Origin of the sequence: Faecalibacterium sp. Marseille-Q4896, assembly GCF_017377615.1 — a bacterium.
Lineage (GTDB): Bacteria > Bacillota > Clostridia > Oscillospirales > Ruminococcaceae > Faecalibacterium > Faecalibacterium taiwanense.
Genome location: NZ_JAFREG010000002.1, coordinates 81,716 through 97,151 on the forward strand (window position 1 = coordinate 81,716; position 15,436 = coordinate 97,151).

Genomic DNA, 15,436 nt, shown 5'->3' on the forward strand with positions numbered 1-15,436 from the left:
CCCGTGCATCATGATGCATAAGAGCTTATCATGCCTGTCATTACTTTTCTTCATGTTTTTCTTTCTTGACATGAAATCAATAAAACGATAAACTGAACTGTATGAATCTCTGTCATCTTTGATGCAGGAAAGAAATGAGGTGTCTGTCCTATGCAGAAGCTTTCCGGCAAAAATCTGCTTCTGGTCGGCTTTACACTGTTTTCCATGTTTTTTGGTGCAGGCAATCTGATCTTCCCACCGCATCTGGGCGCGCAGGCCGGTACCAGCCTCTGGCCTGCCTTTGCGGGCCTTGCCGTCAGCGCCGTCGGCCTGCCCATTGCGGGCGTGGTGGCTGTGGCACGGGCAGGTGGTCTGGATAAGCTTGCCGGCCGGGTGCATCCGGTGTTCGCCATGGTGTTCACCATTCTGGTGTATCTTTCCATCGGCCCCTGCCTTGCCATCCCCCGCACGGCAAGCACCTCGTTCCAGATGCTGGTGCCGTTGGTGGGCGGCGGTACCGGGCTGCAGCTGGCCTACTCGGTGCTGTTTTTTGCAGCGGCCTTTCTGGTGGCGCTGCGGCCGGAAAAGCTTACCGACTGGCTGGGCCGCATCCTCTGCCCCTGCCTGATCGTGCTCATCGTGGTGCTGTTTGCCGGGTGTCTCATCCATCCGCTGGCGGCACACTACGGCACACCCAGCGCAGAGTACGCAGCCCTGCCCGCTGTGCAGGGCATCCTGTACGGCTACCAGACCATGGACACGCTGGCCGGGCTGAATTTTGGCGCGGTCATCGCCCTGAACATCCGCGCCCGGGGTGTCACAGAAAGCCGTGCCGTGGAGGGCGGCACCATCCGGGCCGGTTTTATTGCAGGCGGGCTGCTGCTGGTGGTCTACGCCATGCTGGGCCACGCCGGGGCCGAGACCGGCACGGTGTATCCGGGCCTTGCCACCGGTGCCGAGGTGCTTACCGCTCTGGCACAGCAGCTGTTCGGCCGGGCGGGCCTTGTACTGGTCGCAGCCATTTTTGTGATCGCATGCTTCAACACCTGTGTGGGCCTGATTGCCTGCGTGGGTCAGTATTTTCATCAGCTTCTGCCCCGCATCCCCTACTCTGCCATCGCAGCTTTTTTTGCTGTGGCCAGTATGCTGGTATCGAACCTCGGCCTTGCTGCCATCATCCGGCTGTCCACTCCGGTGCTGAACGCCATTTATCCCGCAGCCATCGTGCTGATCCTGCTTTCCTTTATGCCGGGCCTTGAAAAGCACCGGGCGGTGTATCCGCTGTGCATGGGCCTGACCGCCCTGCAGAGCATCGCCGCTGCGCTGCCGCTGGGGGCAGTATCTGCCGCCGCCAACGCTCTGCCGCTGGGCAGCATGGGCTTTGGCTGGGTGCTGCCTGCGCTGGTCGGGCTTGTAGGCGGGCTGCTTTTAAACAAATCTGATCTGCAATAAAATAACCTGAAAGGCCCGGTTCCCATGTTACAGGGAGCCGGGCCTTTGCTATTTACTGCAGTTTTTTGCGTTTTTCGTAGTCGTTCAGGGCGGCAAGCGCTTCCTTTGCCATGGGCACCAAGGCTATCATGTTGAAAATGGTCATCAGGCCAATGCCCACGTCGCCCAGATCCCACACCACCGTGTAGGCCTGCATACCGCCGATCACCAGCATGGCCAGCGCGATCAGCTTATACACGGTCTGGCTCCACCAGTTGTCGCCGCACAGATAGGCCACATTGCCGCGGGCATAGTACAAAACGCCCAGAAAGGTGGAAAAGCTGAACAGCGCCAGCGTGAACGCAATGAACACGACACCAAAGCCGCCCAGATGGTACTGCAGGGCAGTCTGCAAAAGGTCCATGCCCGCAAGTCCTTCTGTGATCTCCTGCGGCACCAGCAGCATCAAAAAAGCCGTGCAGCTGCAGATCACCACCGTATCGATCAGCACGCCCAGTGCCTGCACAAAGCCCATCTTGACCGGGTCGTCGCACTCTGCGGCGGCAGCTGCACAGGGTGCCGAACCGCTGCCCGCTTCGTTGGAGAACAGGCCGCGCTTGACACCGTTCATCAGCACAGCACCAAAGCCGCCAGCCACGGCCTGCCGCAGACCGAACGCTTCCGCAAAGATGCGCCCGAACACCGCCGGGAGCTTGGGCAGGTTGAACAGCACGATGCCCACGGTGATGACAAAATAGCACACCGCCATGATGGGCACCATCACGTCCAGACTTTTCACGGTGGCATTCTTGCGCAGCACGATCACCGCCGCAATGGCCGTGAGCACCAGTGTGGTAGTAAGCGGCGGAATATGGAACGCATTTTCAAACGCAGAACTGACCGAGTTGGAGATCACCTGACTGATGCCGCACCAGCAGATGAGACCAGACACCGCAAACAGCGCCGCTACCACAGAGCGTTTGAGCTTTTTGCCGCGCCTGCGCTCCGCCAGCACATGCAGATAGTAGGCCGGGCCGCCGCGCCAGCCGCCGTACAGCGGGTCGGGCTGGCGGTATTTCTGGGCAAGGGTGGATTCGATAAAGGAGGTGGACGCACCCAGAATGGCAGTGACCCACATCCAGAACACCGCACCGGCACCGCCTGCAGAAACAGCGGCCACCACGCCCACCAGATTGCCCATGCCCACGCGGGTGGCGGTGGAAATGACCAGCGTCTGGAAGGAGGAAAGGCCGTCCCTGCCCTGCTTTTTCTCGCACACGGCGGCGATCATATCCCGGAACAGCCGCACCGGCAAAAGACGGGTGCGGCAGGTGAACCAGATGCCCGCCGTGAACAGCAGCACCACCATGAAGGAAATGCCGATGCCGCCGCCCAGCGGGATGGTGAACAGGTCGCCCCACAGCAGGCGATAGACGGATTCGATAAGATTTACCAGCAAGGCAGATTCCTCCTGTAGATCAATGGAATGAAGACGATAACTTCATTATAGTACAGTACAGAAGAATTGTAAAATCTAAAATATTGATAGAAATAATCGATGGAACAGGATAACTTGACAAATCACATAGCTTCGATTATACTACAAACAGAAGGGGCGCTGACTGCAAAGGTCAGCTTTCCATCCCGTTAGTCAAAAAGATTGACCGCTCGAGTTGGGGAACTGTGAGGCGGTCAATCTTTTTTGTTATCATCGCTTTTCATCTGGGAAAACTTTGCCATGACCTCAACGGTCAGACGGATCACATCCACGACCAAGCTCAACAACGCGAGAATGAACGTGAGCAATGCGAGAGTCTCCAGCAGATTCATTCGATATCCCTCCCTTCGCCTTCAAGGCTCCGGGCAGGGTACTTTCAAAAAAGTTTCCTCCCGGACCTCTGCTTGTTCTATGTAGAAATAGAAAAACCAGCGATACGGGATAGAAAGCATGACCACCAATTTTGCAATCAGCGCCTTATTGTTATTTTAACACAATCTTTTTGGAATTACAACACAAAAGCCGCCCGGCGGTCATACCGGGCGGCGGAGGAAGATGCGCGCTGCTGCGCGCAAAACAGAAGATTTTTACAGAATGTCGATGTACTCACCGGCCAGCGCCTTGTTCATGCTACGCACGGCACAGAATTTGCCGCACATGCTGCAGGTGTCGCTGTGGTCGTCCTCCGGCAGGCGGGCATCGCGGATGGCCTTTGCGGTCTCCGGATCCAGTGCGCAGGCGAACTGTGCATCCCAGTCCAGCACACGGCGGGCATCGCCCATCTTATCGTCGATGTCCCGGGCGTGGGGGATGCCCTTGGCGATATCGGCGGCGTGGGCAGCGATCTTGGAGGCCACGATGCCCTGCTTCACATCGTCCACATTGGGCAGAGCCAGATGCTCGGCGGGGGTCACATAGCACAGGAAAGCTGCACCGCTGGCTGCAGCCACAGCGCCGCCGATGGCAGCGGTGATGTGGTCGTAACCGGGGGCGATATCGGTGACCAGGGGTCCCAGCACATAGAAGGGTGCGCCCATGCAGATGCTCTTCTGCACCTCCATGTTGGCAGCCACCTGATTCAGGGGCACATGGCCGGGGCCTTCCACCATCACCTGCACGTTGTGTGCCCATGCGCGCTTGGTCAGCTCGCCCAGACGCACCAGCTCCTCGATCTGGCACACATCGGTGGCATCAGCCAGACAGCCGGGACGGCAGGCATCACCCAGCGAGATGGTCACATCGTGCTCGGCGCAGATCTCGCAGATCTCGTCAAAGTGCTCGTAGAAGGGGTTCTCGTTGCCGGTCATGCTCATCCATGCAAACACCAGAGAGCCGCCGCGGCTGACAATGTTCATCTTGCGCTTGTGCTTGCGGATCTGCTCGATGGTCTTGCGGGTGATGCCGCAGTGCAGGGTGACAAAGTCCACACCGTCCTCTGCATGCAGGCGCACCACATCGATGAAGTCCTGTGCGGTCAGCTCAGCCAGATCGCGCTGGTAGTGGATGACCGAATCGTACACCGGCACGGTGCCGATCATCACCGGGCACTCGTGGGTCAGCTTCTGACGGAAGGGCTGGGTGTTGCCGTGGCTGGAAAGGTCCATAATGGCTTCGGCACCCATGTTGACGGCGCTCATCACCTTCTGCATCTCCACGTTGTAGTCCTTGCAGTCGCGGGAGACGCCAAGGTTCACGTTGATCTTGGTGCGCAGCATGGAGCCGACGCCCTCGGGGTTCAAACACTCATGGTGCTTGTTGGCGGGGATGGCAACCTTGCCCTCGGCGACCCACTGGCGGATCTCCTCGGTGGTGCGGTATTCCTTTTTTGCCACGATCTCCATCTGCGGCGTGATGATGCCCTTGCGGGCAGCATCCATCTGAGTGGTATAAGTCTGCATACGCTCTGTTCCTCCAAATGACAGTTTATCTCTGAACAGCAGGGTGCTGGTCATACAAGGGTAGGGAAAGGCAGCCGTCATTCAGAAAAAACAGAACGTTCTGGATGCCGGCACCTGCGCAAAATACGCTTTTCATGTTGGTTTTCTCCATGAATTTTATAACGCGGCCCAAGGTGGTGTCCCCGGTTTGCCGCGGGATCGGTCAGATGATCTGCTCGGAAAGCGCCTTCAGCTCCCGGCACTCGGTCTCGATGTCGTCTGCTGCAAAGATGGCGCTCACAAGGGCCACGCCATCCACACCGGTACCCTTGAGCTGCAGGATGTTCTCCTTGTGGATGCCGCCAATGGCCACCACCGGGATGTCCACGGCATCACCGATGGCCTTCAGGGTCTCGTGGGGCAGAACATCCACATCGGTCTTGGTGTGGGTGGCAAAGGCTGCGCCCACACCAAGGCAGTCTGCGCCGTGCTTGACGGCTTCCCGTGCTTCCTCCACACTGTGGACGGAAACGCCGATCATCATTCCCTCGCCCACACGAGCGCGCACCTGCGCTGCGGCCATATCCTCCTGCCCCACGTGCACGCCCTCGGCGTGGCAGCGGATGGCAATGTCCACATTGTCGTTCACAAAGAACGGCACGCCGTAGCGCTGGCACAGAGCATGGATCTCCACAGCCTCTTTCAGAAAAGCTTCGTCGTCCAGCTCTTTTTCACGCAGCTGCACACAGGTGACACCGCCTTTCAAGGCGCTCTCCACCTGTTCATAGAGGGTCTGTTTGCCCACCCATGCGCGGTCGGTGACGGCATACAGAAGCATGTTCTGCTTATCGCACTTCATAGTTTGCTCCTTCTTCCAGCTGATCCGGGGTCATATTGTAAATGGCATCGATGATATAATTGCGGTAGGTGGAGTTGCCGTCCAGCGGGGTCAGGCGCTTGTGGGCGGTCTCGCCCGCAAGGCCCATGGCGCACACTGCAGCTGCAGCGGCTTCCAGCGGATGGCCGGGGTTGGCGGTGACGAACGCCGCCGTCAGGGCCGAAAGCTGGCAGCCCGTACCGGTGATGCTGCTCATCATGGCATTGCCGTTGCGGATGCAGTAGGCTTTTTCGGCATCGGCCACGATGTCGATGGCACCGGTAATGGCAATAACGGCACCCGTCTGGGCTGCAAAGGCCTTGGCAAAGGCCACGGCAGAATCCAGATTTTCCTCAGTAACTTTATCGGCCACATCGGCATCCACGCCCTTGGTGGTTCCCGCGCCGGAGGCCAGCGTTTTGATCTCTGAGATGTTGCCGCGGATCACGGTGAACTTTACGTCCCGGAGCAGGCGGAAAGCCGTGTCGGTGCGCAGGCGGGATGCACCCGCACCCACCGGGTCCAGCACCACAGGATGGCCCAGCTGGTTTGCCTTTTTGCCCGCCAGTAGCATGCTGGTGATGGTGCGGCTGTTCAGGGTGCCGATGTTGATGTTCAGACCGCCGCAGATGGTGGTGATGTCCTCCACCTCGGCAGCATCGTCGGCCATGATGGGCGAAGCACCGCAGGCCAGCACCATGTTGGCGCAGTCGTTCACGGTGACGTAGTTGGTAATGTTATGGATGAGCGGGCAGGTGCGGCGCAGGTTCTCGAATTCTGTTTTGAACATTCGGGTGCCCCTCCGTCAGGAAAGACTGTTCTGCATGGAGCGCAGTGCGCCGGAGCGCTGCAGGCTGTACACCAGCACGCCCGCAATGATGGAACCCACTGCAGTGGAGATGAGGAACGGCACGATGTAGGCATAGAACGCGATGTCGCCAGCGCTCTTGCCCATGAGGAAGATGGCCACCGGGTAAGCGCACAGACCGCCCAGAATGCTGGTGCCGAACACCTCGCCCACCATGGTGGCAAGGATGTTTTTGGTCTTATGGTACACAAGGCCGCACAGCAGTGCGCCGAACATGCTGCCGGGGAAGGCCATCAGGCTGCCCAGACCCAGCAGGTTGCGCAGCAGCGAGGCCACAAAGGCCACGCCCACGCCCCACCACGGGCCAAGCAGCACCGCGCAGGTCACATTGACCATGTGCTGGATGGGTGCACATTTGCTGCCGAACATGGGGAAGCTGAATACGCTGCCCACCACGCACAGAGCGCACAGCATGCCGGCCAGCGCCAGCTTTTTCACAGAGAGTTTTTTCATAAGGCAAGGCTCCTTTCCAAACCTGCGGAAGCAGCAAAAACCATACAGCGCCTCCGCAAACAGCCCGCACCCGGTGCCAGACCCGGCGCAGGAACTATAAGAAGCGGTCGAGACTTGCTGGTCTCCTCTCACGCCGGAACACGGCTTCCCATCGCTGACGGTCACAAAGCTCAGGGCGCTCCCCCTCAGCCCGCTGCGGCACTTCCGCAGAAAAGTACAAGGTATCCTCCTTAATGGTAATAGGTACACAACAAAAAACAGGAGACACCTTCCGCGGTGCCTCCTGCAAAAAATCATCCATTCTGACTTCCTACGGCGGCATTATCCGCATCAGGTAAAAGGGTCGAAGTTTGGATACTTCCTCTCAGCCTGCTTCACAAGCTCCCCTGTATTTGATTGTGACTGTATTCTACACCCTTTGCGCACAAATTGCAAGAGGGGGCAAAGGCGCGCACAGCGGTGCAAAACGTTTTTCACGCAGTTTTTGGGGCGTTTCACGCAGGTTTTATTGAAAAAGAAGGTGAAATATGGTATTTTCAAGGTGGACGCAGCACGGATATTGTTCTGGTCTGCACCAATGATACACGAATGGACGGTGGCCTGGGCCTTACCATTACGGGTATGCGCAATGTTACAATCACGGGAAGCAATGCAAAAGGCTCGATGCTGGTGTGGAACACCGCAGGCAGGCCCGAACCCGCAGGCGCACCCGCCTTTGCGGATGTGACCGACCCTGATATGGCCAAGGCCGCACAGTGGTGCACCGAGCAGGGCACCATGGCTGCCAAGGGCGACCGCTTTGAGCCCGAAGGCTGGGCCCCGAAGTTCAAGGTGATCGAAGTGTGGAACAAGGCGTTCCCCGCAGCCTGATGCCGGCAGTGTGGATGCCGTGCTCGGTTCGGACCTTTTCCGTGAAAATGGGGCTGTTGCAAAATAGCTCTCTGAAAAAATCATGAACAAAACCCGGAACCTTTTCTCGGCCAAAACGGCTCAAAAAGGGTTCCGGGTTTTTGATATTATGCTATTTCCACCTTATCCGTTCCACCCTCTGGCAGAGGGGTCCAGCATTTCGGTGGCAGAGTAAATGAGGGCGTTGCAGATGGCTGCAGCTACATTGCTGCCGCCCTTGCGGCCCATGGCGGCGATGGCAGGCACGCCGTATCGCTCGCAGGCGGCAAACAGTACTTCCTTGCTTTCCACCACATTCACAAACCCCACCGGCACGCCAATGACCAATGCAGGCCGCAGACCGGCTTCCATTTCCTCCGCAATGGTCAAAAGGGCCGTGGGCGCATTGCCAATGGCCAGAATGGCCCCCGGGTGCTCCCGAGCAGCGCGGTGCATGGCGGCAACGGCACGGGTGGTGCCCGCCTGCTTTGCGGCTTCGGCCACAGCGGGGTCTGCCATGTAGCAGATGGCTTCACCGTTCAGTTTTTTCAGGCCCGGCTTTGTGATGCCCGCAAGCGCCATATTGGTGTCGGTAACGATGAAAGCACCCGCGTGCAGGGCCTTGACTGCGGCTTCCACCGCGCCGGGTGTAAAGCGCAGATTTTTGGCATAGTCGAAATCCGCGGTGGTGTGGATGACCCGCTTGACCACCGCAGCCGTCTCCGGCGGCGGGGTCAGGCCCAGCTCGTCCAGTTCCCTTGTGATAATGGAGATGCTCGTCCGTTCAATGTCGGCGGGCAGATGATGCTGCGGTGTCATGTGTTGTCTCCTTTTTGCATTCCCATGGCGGCATAGATAGCGGGCATATCCAGTGCCGCGCGCACACCATCGGCAAGCAGATCAAACTGCTGCTGACGGTACTGCTCCATGGGGATAAGCTCGGCCCCGGCCGGATCGATGCCCTTCCGTTTGCACAAAAATGCGGTCAGTTTTTCGGTCAGTTCGCCGGTGTCGAACAGGCCGTGCAGGTAGGTACCGAATACACCGTCCTGCACACAGCCCTCCGGCGTGCCGTCTGCAAGGATGCAGAACGCACTGCCCCGCACCTCGGTGCGGCCTGCGTGGATCTCGTAGCCCGTCAGCTTTGCGCCTGCAAAGGGTTCTGTGGTCACACAGGCTGCGGTCTGGGTCAGGTGCTTTTCGGTGCCGAACACCGTCGTGGTGGGCAGCAGGCCAAGGCCCCGCAGGGTGCAGGGGGTGCCGCTCTCCTCCCCTGCCGGGTCGCAGAGCTGTTCACCCAGCATCTGGTAGCCGCCGCACACGCCCAGCACCGGCGTACCGGCTGCCGAAAGCCTGAGCACCGCCGCTTCCAGTCCGCTTTCCCGCAGCCAGCGCAGGTCGTCCATGGTGTTCTTGGTTCCGGGCAGGACGACGAGATCCGGTGCACCCAGCTGGCGGGTGCGCTGCACATACCGCACGCCCAGCAGCGGGTGCTGTTCCAGCGGGATAAAGTCGGTGAAGTTGGACACATGCGGCAGGCGCAGGATGGCGATATCCAGCGGTTTGACGGTGCTTTTTGCTTCCAGACGATCCGAGAGAGAATCCTCGTCCTCGATCTCCACCCGCAGGTACGGCACCACGCCCAGCACGGGCAGCTGCGTTTTTTCTTCCAGCATGGCAAGGCCGGGCCGCAGGATCTCCACATCGCCCCGGAACTTGTTGATGATGAGCCCCCTGATGCGGGCACGCTCGTCGGCTTCCAGCAGCTCCACAGTGCCGTACAGCTGCGCGAATACGCCGCCGCGGTCGATATCGCCCGCCAGCAGCACCGGCGCATCCACCAGCTTTGCAAGGCCCATGTTCACGATATCGTCGGCTTTCAGGTTGATCTCTGCCGGGCTGCCCGCGCCTTCGATCACGATGATGTCGTTCTCGGCGGCAAGGCTGTTGTAGGCTTCCAGAATGTCCGGGATAAGGCTGCGCTTCATTTTAAAGTAGGCGGCGGCAGGCATCTGGCCCCGGGCCTTGCCGTTCACGATCACCTGACTGCCCACATCGCTGCTGGGCTTGAGCAGGATGGGGTTCATGCGCACATCCGGCTCCACGCCTGCAGCCTGTGCCTGCACCACCTGAGCACGGCCCATCTCTGCACCGTTGCGGGTGACGAAGCTGTTCAGGGCCATGTTCTGGCTTTTGAAAGGGGCCACGCGGTAGCCATCCTGCGCAAAGATGCGGCACAGCGCCGCGCACAGCAGGCTTTTGCCCGCACCGCTCATGGTGCCCTGCACCATAATGCATTTTGCCTTGCTCATTGTGCCACCTCCGGCAGGGTTTCGGCCAGCAGTGCAAGCAGCTGCCGGTTCTCGTTTTCTGTGCGCACGGCGGTGCGGTACCAGCTGGCATCAAGGCCCGGATAATTGCCGCAGCTGCGCAGTACCGCACCCTTGCGGCGCAGCGCTTCGCCCAGCGCTTCCGGCGCGCGGAACAGCAGATAGTTAGCCCGGCCCTCGATCACCCGCAGGCCCAGCGCCCGCAGGCCGTCTGCCAGCACAGGCCGCTGTGCTTCGATCAATGCACGCACCTTCGCCACATATTCCGTCTCGTCCAGCGCAGCGATGCCCGCCGCCTGTGCCAGACCGGAAATCGCCCACGGCTGGCCCGCTGCCCGCATCCGGGCAAGCAGCTCTGTATCAGAGCACAGGCAATAGCCCAGACGCACGCCTGCCATGCCGTAAAGCTTGGTGAAGGCTTTTAAAATAATCAGTTTTTTGCTGTTTTTCAGCAGATGCTTTGCCGAAAGGCCTTCGCCCTCCGGCAGAAAATCCAGAAAGCATTCGTCCACGGCCAGCACCGCACCCACGGCCTCGCATCTGCGCAGCAGCGCTTCCACAAGGGCAGGCTCTGCCAGCTGGCCGGTGGGGTTGTTGGGCTGACAGAGGAACACCATATTTGTACCCGGGTGCACCGCGTTCAGGAGATCTTTCGTCACCGTAAAATCGTTTTCTTCCCGCAAAAAATGCCGTTCCACCGTGCAGCCTGCCGTTTCAAGGGCGGTGGCATACTCGGCAAAAGTGGGGGCCGTTACCAGTGCAGTGCGGGGCTTTGCAGCCAGCGCCAGCCGGAAGATGAGGTCTGCCGCGCCGTTGCCGCACAGCAGCCATTCGGCGGGCACTCCCTCAGCCACCGCCAGTTTTTCACGCAGGGCCCGGCACAGCGGGTCGGGGTAGCGGTCGGCCGTGGCAAGCGCTGCCGTAATGGCCTTTGCCACCCCTTCCGGCAGGCCCAGCGGACTGACATTGGCCGAAAAATCCAGCGGGTCGCGGCCAAACTCGGCGCGGTAGCCCGCCCAGTCGCCGCCATGGGTCAATTGTTTCATGCAAGGAACCCCCGTATTGCTGCACCCCATGCCAGCGCAAAGCCGCTTGCCACATACATCATGCGGTTGGCGCGCAGGATGTCCTGCGGCTCAATGGGGCGCAGGGCATCACCGATGGTAGGCTTGGGGTAATATTCGCCAAAATAGTAAGCCGGGCCGGCCAGCTGCACGCCCAGTGCACCGGCGCAGGCGCTTTCGGTCTGGGCGCTGTTGGGGCTGGCGTGGTTGCGCCGGTCCCGCCGCCAGATGCGCCATGCGCCCTTGGCATCGTTGCCGGTAAAGGCCGCAGCGGCCACCCACAAAAGGGCGGCAATGCGGCTGGGGATGTAGTTGGCCACATCGTCCAGCTTCGCGGCTGCACGGCCAAAATAAAGGTACTTCTCGTTCTTGTAGCCCAGCATGCTGTCCATGGTATTGATAGCCTTGTAGGTCAGCGCCAGCGGTGCCCCGCCGATGAGCATATACAGCAGCGGCGCAATGACGCCGTCGCTGGCATTTTCGGCCACCGTTTCCACCGCGGCCTTGGTCACGCCCTCGGCGGTCAGGTCCTGGGTGTCGCGGCCCACGATGCGGCTCACGGCTTTGCGGGCAGCGGGCAGGTCGTTCCGGACCAGCTCGTTATACACATTTGTGCTCTCCTGCGCAAGGCCCTTGGCTGCCAGCGCCTGCCCGCACCAGAACATCTGTACGGCAAGGCCCAGCCACGGGCTGAGCTTTACCGCCGCCAGACACACAAGGCTCGTGACCAGAAAGGTGCCCACCGGCAGGCAGAACGCCGTCACGGCACCGCCCAGCAGCTCGCCCTGCGGGGTGCCGGGCAGGCGGGCGCGCAGGAACTTTTCCAGCCGGGAAATGCATCTGCCCATGAGCACCACCGGGTGCGGCAGCCACGCCGGGTCGCCGAAGAGGGCGTCCAGCACAAAACCGCCGACAACTGCCTGAAGGATCATGCCTTGCTCTCCTTTGTGTACTGGACGGTCTTCACGAGATACAGCAGATGCTTTTCCGTCCAGTCCTTTGCATCCAGCACAAAGCCGCCCGCGTTAGGTCCGCACCATGCATAGTAGTCCCTGTGGGGGACGGCAAATCGCTCCATGGCGGCCATCTGGGTGCCGCCGTGGGCCAGAATGACCAGCCGTTCTTCGCCTGCGGCAAGAGCTTTATCGATCAGCTCTGCCACGGTGCGGCAGATGCGGTCTGAAAAATCCGTCTTGCGCTCTCCATCCGGGCAGGGGCTTTCGCAGTTGGCCTTCACCCATGCCTGATACTCGGGGTCCTTTTCCATCTCGATGAAATTGCGGCCCTCAAAGCTGCCAAAGCACATCTCTTTCAGGCCGTCCACCGGCACAAGCTTTGCCTCCGGGAACAGGATGCGCGCCGTCTGGCTGGTGCGCTGCAGGGTGGAAACATAGACCACATCGGGGTCAAAATCTGCCCGGCGCAGCTGGGCAGCGCCTTCGGGTGAGAGCGGGATATCGCGCTGGCCCTGATAACGCTTCTGGGCGTTGTATTCCGTCTGGCCATGACGCAGAAGATAGATCAGCATTGAGACAATTCTCCTTTCAAAACCGTGGGGATGCCGCAGAACATCTGCACCACGCACTCTGCCCGTGCGGCCAGCAGGCAGGCAAGCCTGCCCGCCGCCTCGCGGTCTGCACGCTGTTTGACATCCATCGGCACAACACCGCCGCCTACCTCGGTGGCGATGAGGATATCGTATTCATGGGCAAGCTTGTCTGCCAAGGCAGGCAGGTCGGCGGCATCGGCAGCCAATACCTGCACGTCCGAAAGACGCTTGCCGGGAAGTGTTTGCGCAAAGGTGCGCTTGCCGCTGTAGAGCGGCCCGGTAATAAAGATCATAGCAGCCCTCCCCACTGGCAGGCACACAGCGCCGCCAGCATCCAGAGCTCGGCCTTTTGCAAAAACCACCCGGCAAGGTCGCCGGTGATGCCGCCGAACTGCTTCCAACTCACGGCATGGTAGCGCCAGAGCACCGCCAGCGCTGCCAGCACCAGCGCCCAGCCGCCCAGCGCCGCCATACCCACGCACAGCACTGCGGCCAGCACCGCCAGCACCCGGCGCACCACAGTTTTGTCTGCTGCAGTGGCAAAGGTGTGTGCAAGACCGGTGTTTTTTGCCATGGGGAACGATGCCACCGCAAGGCCCGAAAGCGCCCGTTCCAGCACCAGTGCCAGAACCCACAGCACACCCACGCGGGGTGTAAAACTCACACAGGTGCACAGGGCAAAATAGGCCAGAAAATAGCTGCACAGTCGGATGACCGCAAAGGCACCGCAGTGGGGGTCTTTTAATATTTCCAGCTTCTTTTCTCGGTCGCCGTAGCTGGAAAGGGCATCGCAGGTGTCGGCATAGCCGTCCAGATGGATGCCGCCGGTGATCCATACCGGGATCAGCGCAAAGCCCGCCGCCTTGGCAAGGCCCGGCAGGGGCAGCGCGCCACACGCACACCACGCCGCACCAATAACGACACCAATGAGCGGGAAGGCGCACATGGCGTAGCGCATATTTTTTTCGTTCCAGTCGAACTGCGGCACCGGGATGGCCGAAAACATGGCAAAGGCCACCGCAATGGTCTGCAAAACGATCATTTTTCCACTCCTTTATAGTACACGGGGATGCCACATACCACCCGCACCACATTGTCGGCCCGGGCGGCAAAGGCATTGTTCACCTGCGCCAGTGCCAGCAGATAGCGGCCTGTGTCACCGGCATAGTCGGCCCCGCCGCTGAACACCTCGTTGGAAACAACGATGAGGTTTTCGCACTGGGCTGCAAGGCTTTCCAGCCCGTGCAGGATGGCTTTGGCCGCGTTTTCCCCTGCTCCCGCCGGGTCGTACAGCTCGTTGGCGGCAAGGTTGCCCAGGTCTTCCAGCAAGGCAGTGCCCCGCGCAGGCAGGCGCACATTGTCCAGATGCAAGGGACACTCCACCGTTTCAAACTGCTTTGCGGCCCGCATTTTGCGGTGCTTTTCTACCCGGGCGGCACACTCGGCATCCCACACCTGCATGGTGGCAAGATAGTAGCGGGGGCCGGTGGTCCTGAGCACAAGGCTCTCGGCGTATTCACTTTTGCCGCTGGCCGCGCCGCCCAGAACCAGCGTCAACATTGGGGCGTATACGGCGCAATGCCGCCCTCCGCAAAGGAGTAGCACCCGCCGTATACGGCCAGCGCCATATCCCACAGCGGGATGCTGGCCACCGCGCCGGTGCCCTCGCCCAGATGCAGCCCCGCCGTAATGATGGGTGCCTTGCCCAGTGCTTCCAGCACGATGCGCGCGGCAGGCTCTGCCGAGCAGTGGCTTGCAAACACAGCCTTTGCCGCCGCCGGGCACAGCCGCACGGCGCACAGCGCGGCCACCCCGCTGATAAAACCATCTGCCAGCACCGGCACCCCGGCCAGCGCCCCGCCCAGAAAGATGCCGCACAGGCCCGCGATGTCAAAGCCGCCCAGCTTGGAAAGCACATCCAGCGGGTCCTCCGGATCCGGCTCATTCTTCAGGATGCCGCGGCAGATGGCATCCACCTTGCGGGCAAGCCCTTCGTCCGAGAGGCCCGCACCGCGCCCGGTCATAAGCTCCACGGGCTGGCCCAGCAGCACTGCCGCCACCGCGCTGGAGGTGGTGGTATTGCCAATGCCCATTTCACCGGTGGCAATGAGCCTGTAGCCATCCTCTGCCAGTTCCCGGGCAAGGGCAATGCCCTCCCCAACGGCCTGCACCGCCTCAGCCCGGCTCATGGCAGGGCCTTTGGTAAAATCCGCCGTGCCTGCGGCAATGCGGCAGCTGCGCACGCCGGGCACCGGTTCGCCTGCCATGCCCATATCCACGGGCAGAACATCGCAGTGGGCCGTGCGGGCCATCTGGCACACGCTGGTGCGCCGCATGGCAAGGTTTTCGGCCACGGCACGGGTCACTTCCTGCCCGGTCTGGCTCACGCCCTGCGCCACCACGCCGTTATCCGCGCAGAGCACCACCACCACCCGGCGGGAAAGATCAAGCTCCGCACTGCCGGTAAGGGCGGCGGCATCCTCCAGCATGGTCTCCAGCCGGCCCAACCCGCCCAGAGGCTTTGCAAGGCTGGCCCAGTGGGCGTGTGCCGCCGCGCGGGCAGCTTCGTTGGCAGGGGTGATACCCGCCAAAAGTGCATTCAGTTCCGTTTCGGTCATTTTG

At 60.7% G+C, this 15,436-nt stretch carries 17 protein-coding genes and 1 riboswitch; of the genes, 2 read left to right on the plus strand and 15 right to left on the minus strand.

From position 1 onward, the window contains the following. The first annotated feature begins 150 nt into the window (after positions 1 to 150). Positions 151 to 1,431, plus strand: a complete 1,281-nt coding sequence (brnQ, locus tag J3348_RS04330) for a branched-chain amino acid transport system II carrier protein (RefSeq protein ID WP_207698391.1) — start codon at positions 151 to 153, stop codon at positions 1,429 to 1,431. A 52-nt stretch (positions 1,432 to 1,483) separates the two neighbouring features. Here the strand turns inward: brnQ and J3348_RS04335 are convergent, their stop codons facing one another. The 6 genes from J3348_RS04335 to thiW form a co-directional block, all read right to left on the minus strand. After that, positions 1,484 to 2,869, minus strand: a complete 1,386-nt coding sequence (locus J3348_RS04335) for an alanine/glycine:cation symporter family protein (protein WP_207698392.1) — start codon at positions 2,867 to 2,869, stop codon at positions 1,484 to 1,486. A gap of 233 nt (positions 2,870 to 3,102) precedes the next feature. Further along, complete coding sequence (locus J3348_RS04340) at positions 3,103 to 3,240, minus strand: hypothetical protein (RefSeq protein ID WP_165852596.1); 138 nt, start codon at positions 3,238 to 3,240, stop codon at positions 3,103 to 3,105. Between the two features lie 255 nt (positions 3,241 to 3,495). Beyond that, a complete protein-coding gene (gene thiC, locus J3348_RS04345; protein ID WP_044953845.1) occupies positions 3,496 to 4,806 on the minus strand; it encodes a phosphomethylpyrimidine synthase ThiC in 1,311 nt (436 codons plus the stop codon). A 202-nt stretch (positions 4,807 to 5,008) separates the two neighbouring features. Then, complete coding sequence (gene thiE, locus J3348_RS04350; RefSeq protein ID WP_207698393.1) at positions 5,009 to 5,644, minus strand: thiamine phosphate synthase; 636 nt, start codon at positions 5,642 to 5,644, stop codon at positions 5,009 to 5,011. Continuing rightward, positions 5,631 to 6,452, minus strand: a complete 822-nt coding sequence (gene thiM / locus J3348_RS04355; RefSeq protein ID WP_207698394.1) for a hydroxyethylthiazole kinase — start codon at positions 6,450 to 6,452, stop codon at positions 5,631 to 5,633. The genes thiE and thiM overlap by 14 nt, the downstream gene beginning before the upstream one ends. A 15-nt stretch (positions 6,453 to 6,467) precedes the next feature. Further along, positions 6,468 to 6,983: an energy coupling factor transporter S component ThiW gene (gene thiW, locus J3348_RS04360; protein ID WP_118528981.1), complete on the minus strand. Its 516-nt coding sequence runs from the start codon at positions 6,981 to 6,983 to the stop codon at positions 6,468 to 6,470. Positions 6,984 to 7,273: 290 nt separating this feature from the next. Beyond that, a riboswitch (TPP riboswitch) is annotated at positions 7,274 to 7,381 on the minus strand. Positions 7,382 to 7,571: 190 nt separating this feature from the next. Between thiW and J3348_RS04365 the strand changes: the two genes are divergently transcribed. Further along, the gene (locus J3348_RS04365) at positions 7,572 to 7,853 is read left to right on the plus strand and encodes a hypothetical protein (protein WP_207698395.1); all 282 of its coding nucleotides are present in this window, start codon (positions 7,572 to 7,574) and stop codon (positions 7,851 to 7,853) included. Between the two features lie 162 nt (positions 7,854 to 8,015). Here J3348_RS04365 and J3348_RS04370 read toward each other — a convergent pair whose 3' ends face one another. The 9 genes from J3348_RS04370 to cobT are packed head-to-tail and all read right to left on the minus strand — an operon-like array spanning position 8,016 to position 15,432. Next, on the minus strand, positions 8,016 to 8,690 hold the full coding sequence (locus tag J3348_RS04370; protein ID WP_005943225.1) for a precorrin-8X methylmutase: 675 nt from the start codon (positions 8,688 to 8,690) through the stop codon (positions 8,016 to 8,018). Beyond that, positions 8,687 to 10,183, minus strand: a complete 1,497-nt coding sequence (locus tag J3348_RS04375) for a cobyric acid synthase (RefSeq protein WP_207698396.1) — start codon at positions 10,181 to 10,183, stop codon at positions 8,687 to 8,689. The genes J3348_RS04370 and J3348_RS04375 overlap by 4 nt, the downstream gene beginning before the upstream one ends. Continuing rightward, positions 10,180 to 11,247: a threonine-phosphate decarboxylase gene (locus J3348_RS04380; protein WP_207698397.1), complete on the minus strand. Its 1,068-nt coding sequence runs from the start codon at positions 11,245 to 11,247 to the stop codon at positions 10,180 to 10,182. Before J3348_RS04380 ends, J3348_RS04375 begins: the two co-directional genes overlap by 4 nt. Continuing rightward, a complete protein-coding gene (cbiB, locus tag J3348_RS04385; RefSeq protein ID WP_207698398.1) occupies positions 11,244 to 12,197 on the minus strand; it encodes an adenosylcobinamide-phosphate synthase CbiB in 954 nt (317 codons plus the stop codon). The genes J3348_RS04380 and cbiB overlap by 4 nt, the downstream gene beginning before the upstream one ends. Next, positions 12,194 to 12,793: a histidine phosphatase family protein gene (locus J3348_RS04390; RefSeq protein WP_207698399.1), complete on the minus strand. Its 600-nt coding sequence runs from the start codon at positions 12,791 to 12,793 to the stop codon at positions 12,194 to 12,196. The genes cbiB and J3348_RS04390 overlap by 4 nt, the downstream gene beginning before the upstream one ends. Beyond that, positions 12,787 to 13,107: a bifunctional adenosylcobinamide kinase/adenosylcobinamide-phosphate guanylyltransferase gene (locus J3348_RS04395; protein ID WP_005943245.1), complete on the minus strand. Its 321-nt coding sequence runs from the start codon at positions 13,105 to 13,107 to the stop codon at positions 12,787 to 12,789. The genes J3348_RS04390 and J3348_RS04395 overlap by 7 nt, the downstream gene beginning before the upstream one ends. Next, positions 13,104 to 13,856: an adenosylcobinamide-GDP ribazoletransferase gene (locus tag J3348_RS04400; protein WP_207698400.1), complete on the minus strand. Its 753-nt coding sequence runs from the start codon at positions 13,854 to 13,856 to the stop codon at positions 13,104 to 13,106. Before J3348_RS04400 ends, J3348_RS04395 begins: the two co-directional genes overlap by 4 nt. Next, positions 13,853 to 14,374, minus strand: coding sequence for a bifunctional adenosylcobinamide kinase/adenosylcobinamide-phosphate guanylyltransferase (locus tag J3348_RS04405; protein ID WP_207698401.1), 522 nt, complete (start codon positions 14,372 to 14,374; stop codon positions 13,853 to 13,855). The genes J3348_RS04400 and J3348_RS04405 overlap by 4 nt, the downstream gene beginning before the upstream one ends. Beyond that, positions 14,368 to 15,432 carry a nicotinate-nucleotide--dimethylbenzimidazole phosphoribosyltransferase gene (gene cobT / locus J3348_RS04410; protein ID WP_207698402.1) on the minus strand — a complete coding sequence of 355 codons (1,065 nt, stop codon included), beginning with the start codon at positions 15,430 to 15,432 and terminating at the stop codon, positions 14,368 to 14,370. Before cobT ends, J3348_RS04405 begins: the two co-directional genes overlap by 7 nt. Positions 15,433 to 15,436 lie beyond the last annotated feature (4 nt).

What these genes read in the sequence shown, in the direction of transcription:
- brnQ (WP_207698391.1), top strand. Translation starts at nt 151, where the DNA reads ATGCAGAAGCTTTCCGGCAAAAATCTGCTTCTGGTCGGCTTTACACTG.
- J3348_RS04340 (WP_165852596.1), bottom strand. Translation starts at nt 3,240, where the DNA reads ATGAATCTGCTGGAGACTCTCGCATTGCTCACGTTCATTCTCGCGTTG.
- thiC (WP_044953845.1), bottom strand. Translation starts at nt 4,806, where the DNA reads ATGCAGACTTATACCACTCAGATGGATGCTGCCCGCAAGGGCATCATC.
- thiE (WP_207698393.1), bottom strand. Translation starts at nt 5,644, where the DNA reads ATGAAGTGCGATAAGCAGAACATGCTTCTGTATGCCGTCACCGACCGC.
- thiM (WP_207698394.1), bottom strand. Translation starts at nt 6,452, where the DNA reads ATGTTCAAAACAGAATTCGAGAACCTGCGCCGCACCTGCCCGCTCATC.
- thiW (WP_118528981.1), bottom strand. Translation starts at nt 6,983, where the DNA reads ATGAAAAAACTCTCTGTGAAAAAGCTGGCGCTGGCCGGCATGCTGTGC.
- J3348_RS04365 (WP_207698395.1), top strand. Translation starts at nt 7,572, where the DNA reads ATGGACGGTGGCCTGGGCCTTACCATTACGGGTATGCGCAATGTTACA.
- J3348_RS04370 (WP_005943225.1), bottom strand. Translation starts at nt 8,690, where the DNA reads ATGACACCGCAGCATCATCTGCCCGCCGACATTGAACGGACGAGCATC.
- J3348_RS04375 (WP_207698396.1), bottom strand. Translation starts at nt 10,183, where the DNA reads ATGAGCAAGGCAAAATGCATTATGGTGCAGGGCACCATGAGCGGTGCG.
- J3348_RS04380 (WP_207698397.1), bottom strand. Translation starts at nt 11,247, where the DNA reads ATGAAACAATTGACCCATGGCGGCGACTGGGCGGGCTACCGCGCCGAG.
- cbiB (WP_207698398.1), bottom strand. Translation starts at nt 12,197, where the DNA reads ATGATCCTTCAGGCAGTTGTCGGCGGTTTTGTGCTGGACGCCCTCTTC.
- J3348_RS04390 (WP_207698399.1), bottom strand. Translation starts at nt 12,793, where the DNA reads ATGCTGATCTATCTTCTGCGTCATGGCCAGACGGAATACAACGCCCAG.
- J3348_RS04395 (WP_005943245.1), bottom strand. Translation starts at nt 13,107, where the DNA reads ATGATCTTTATTACCGGGCCGCTCTACAGCGGCAAGCGCACCTTTGCG.
- J3348_RS04400 (WP_207698400.1), bottom strand. Translation starts at nt 13,856, where the DNA reads ATGATCGTTTTGCAGACCATTGCGGTGGCCTTTGCCATGTTTTCGGCC.
- J3348_RS04405 (WP_207698401.1), bottom strand. Translation starts at nt 14,374, where the DNA reads ATGTTGACGCTGGTTCTGGGCGGCGCGGCCAGCGGCAAAAGTGAATAC.
- cobT (WP_207698402.1), bottom strand. Translation starts at nt 15,432, where the DNA reads ATGACCGAAACGGAACTGAATGCACTTTTGGCGGGTATCACCCCTGCC.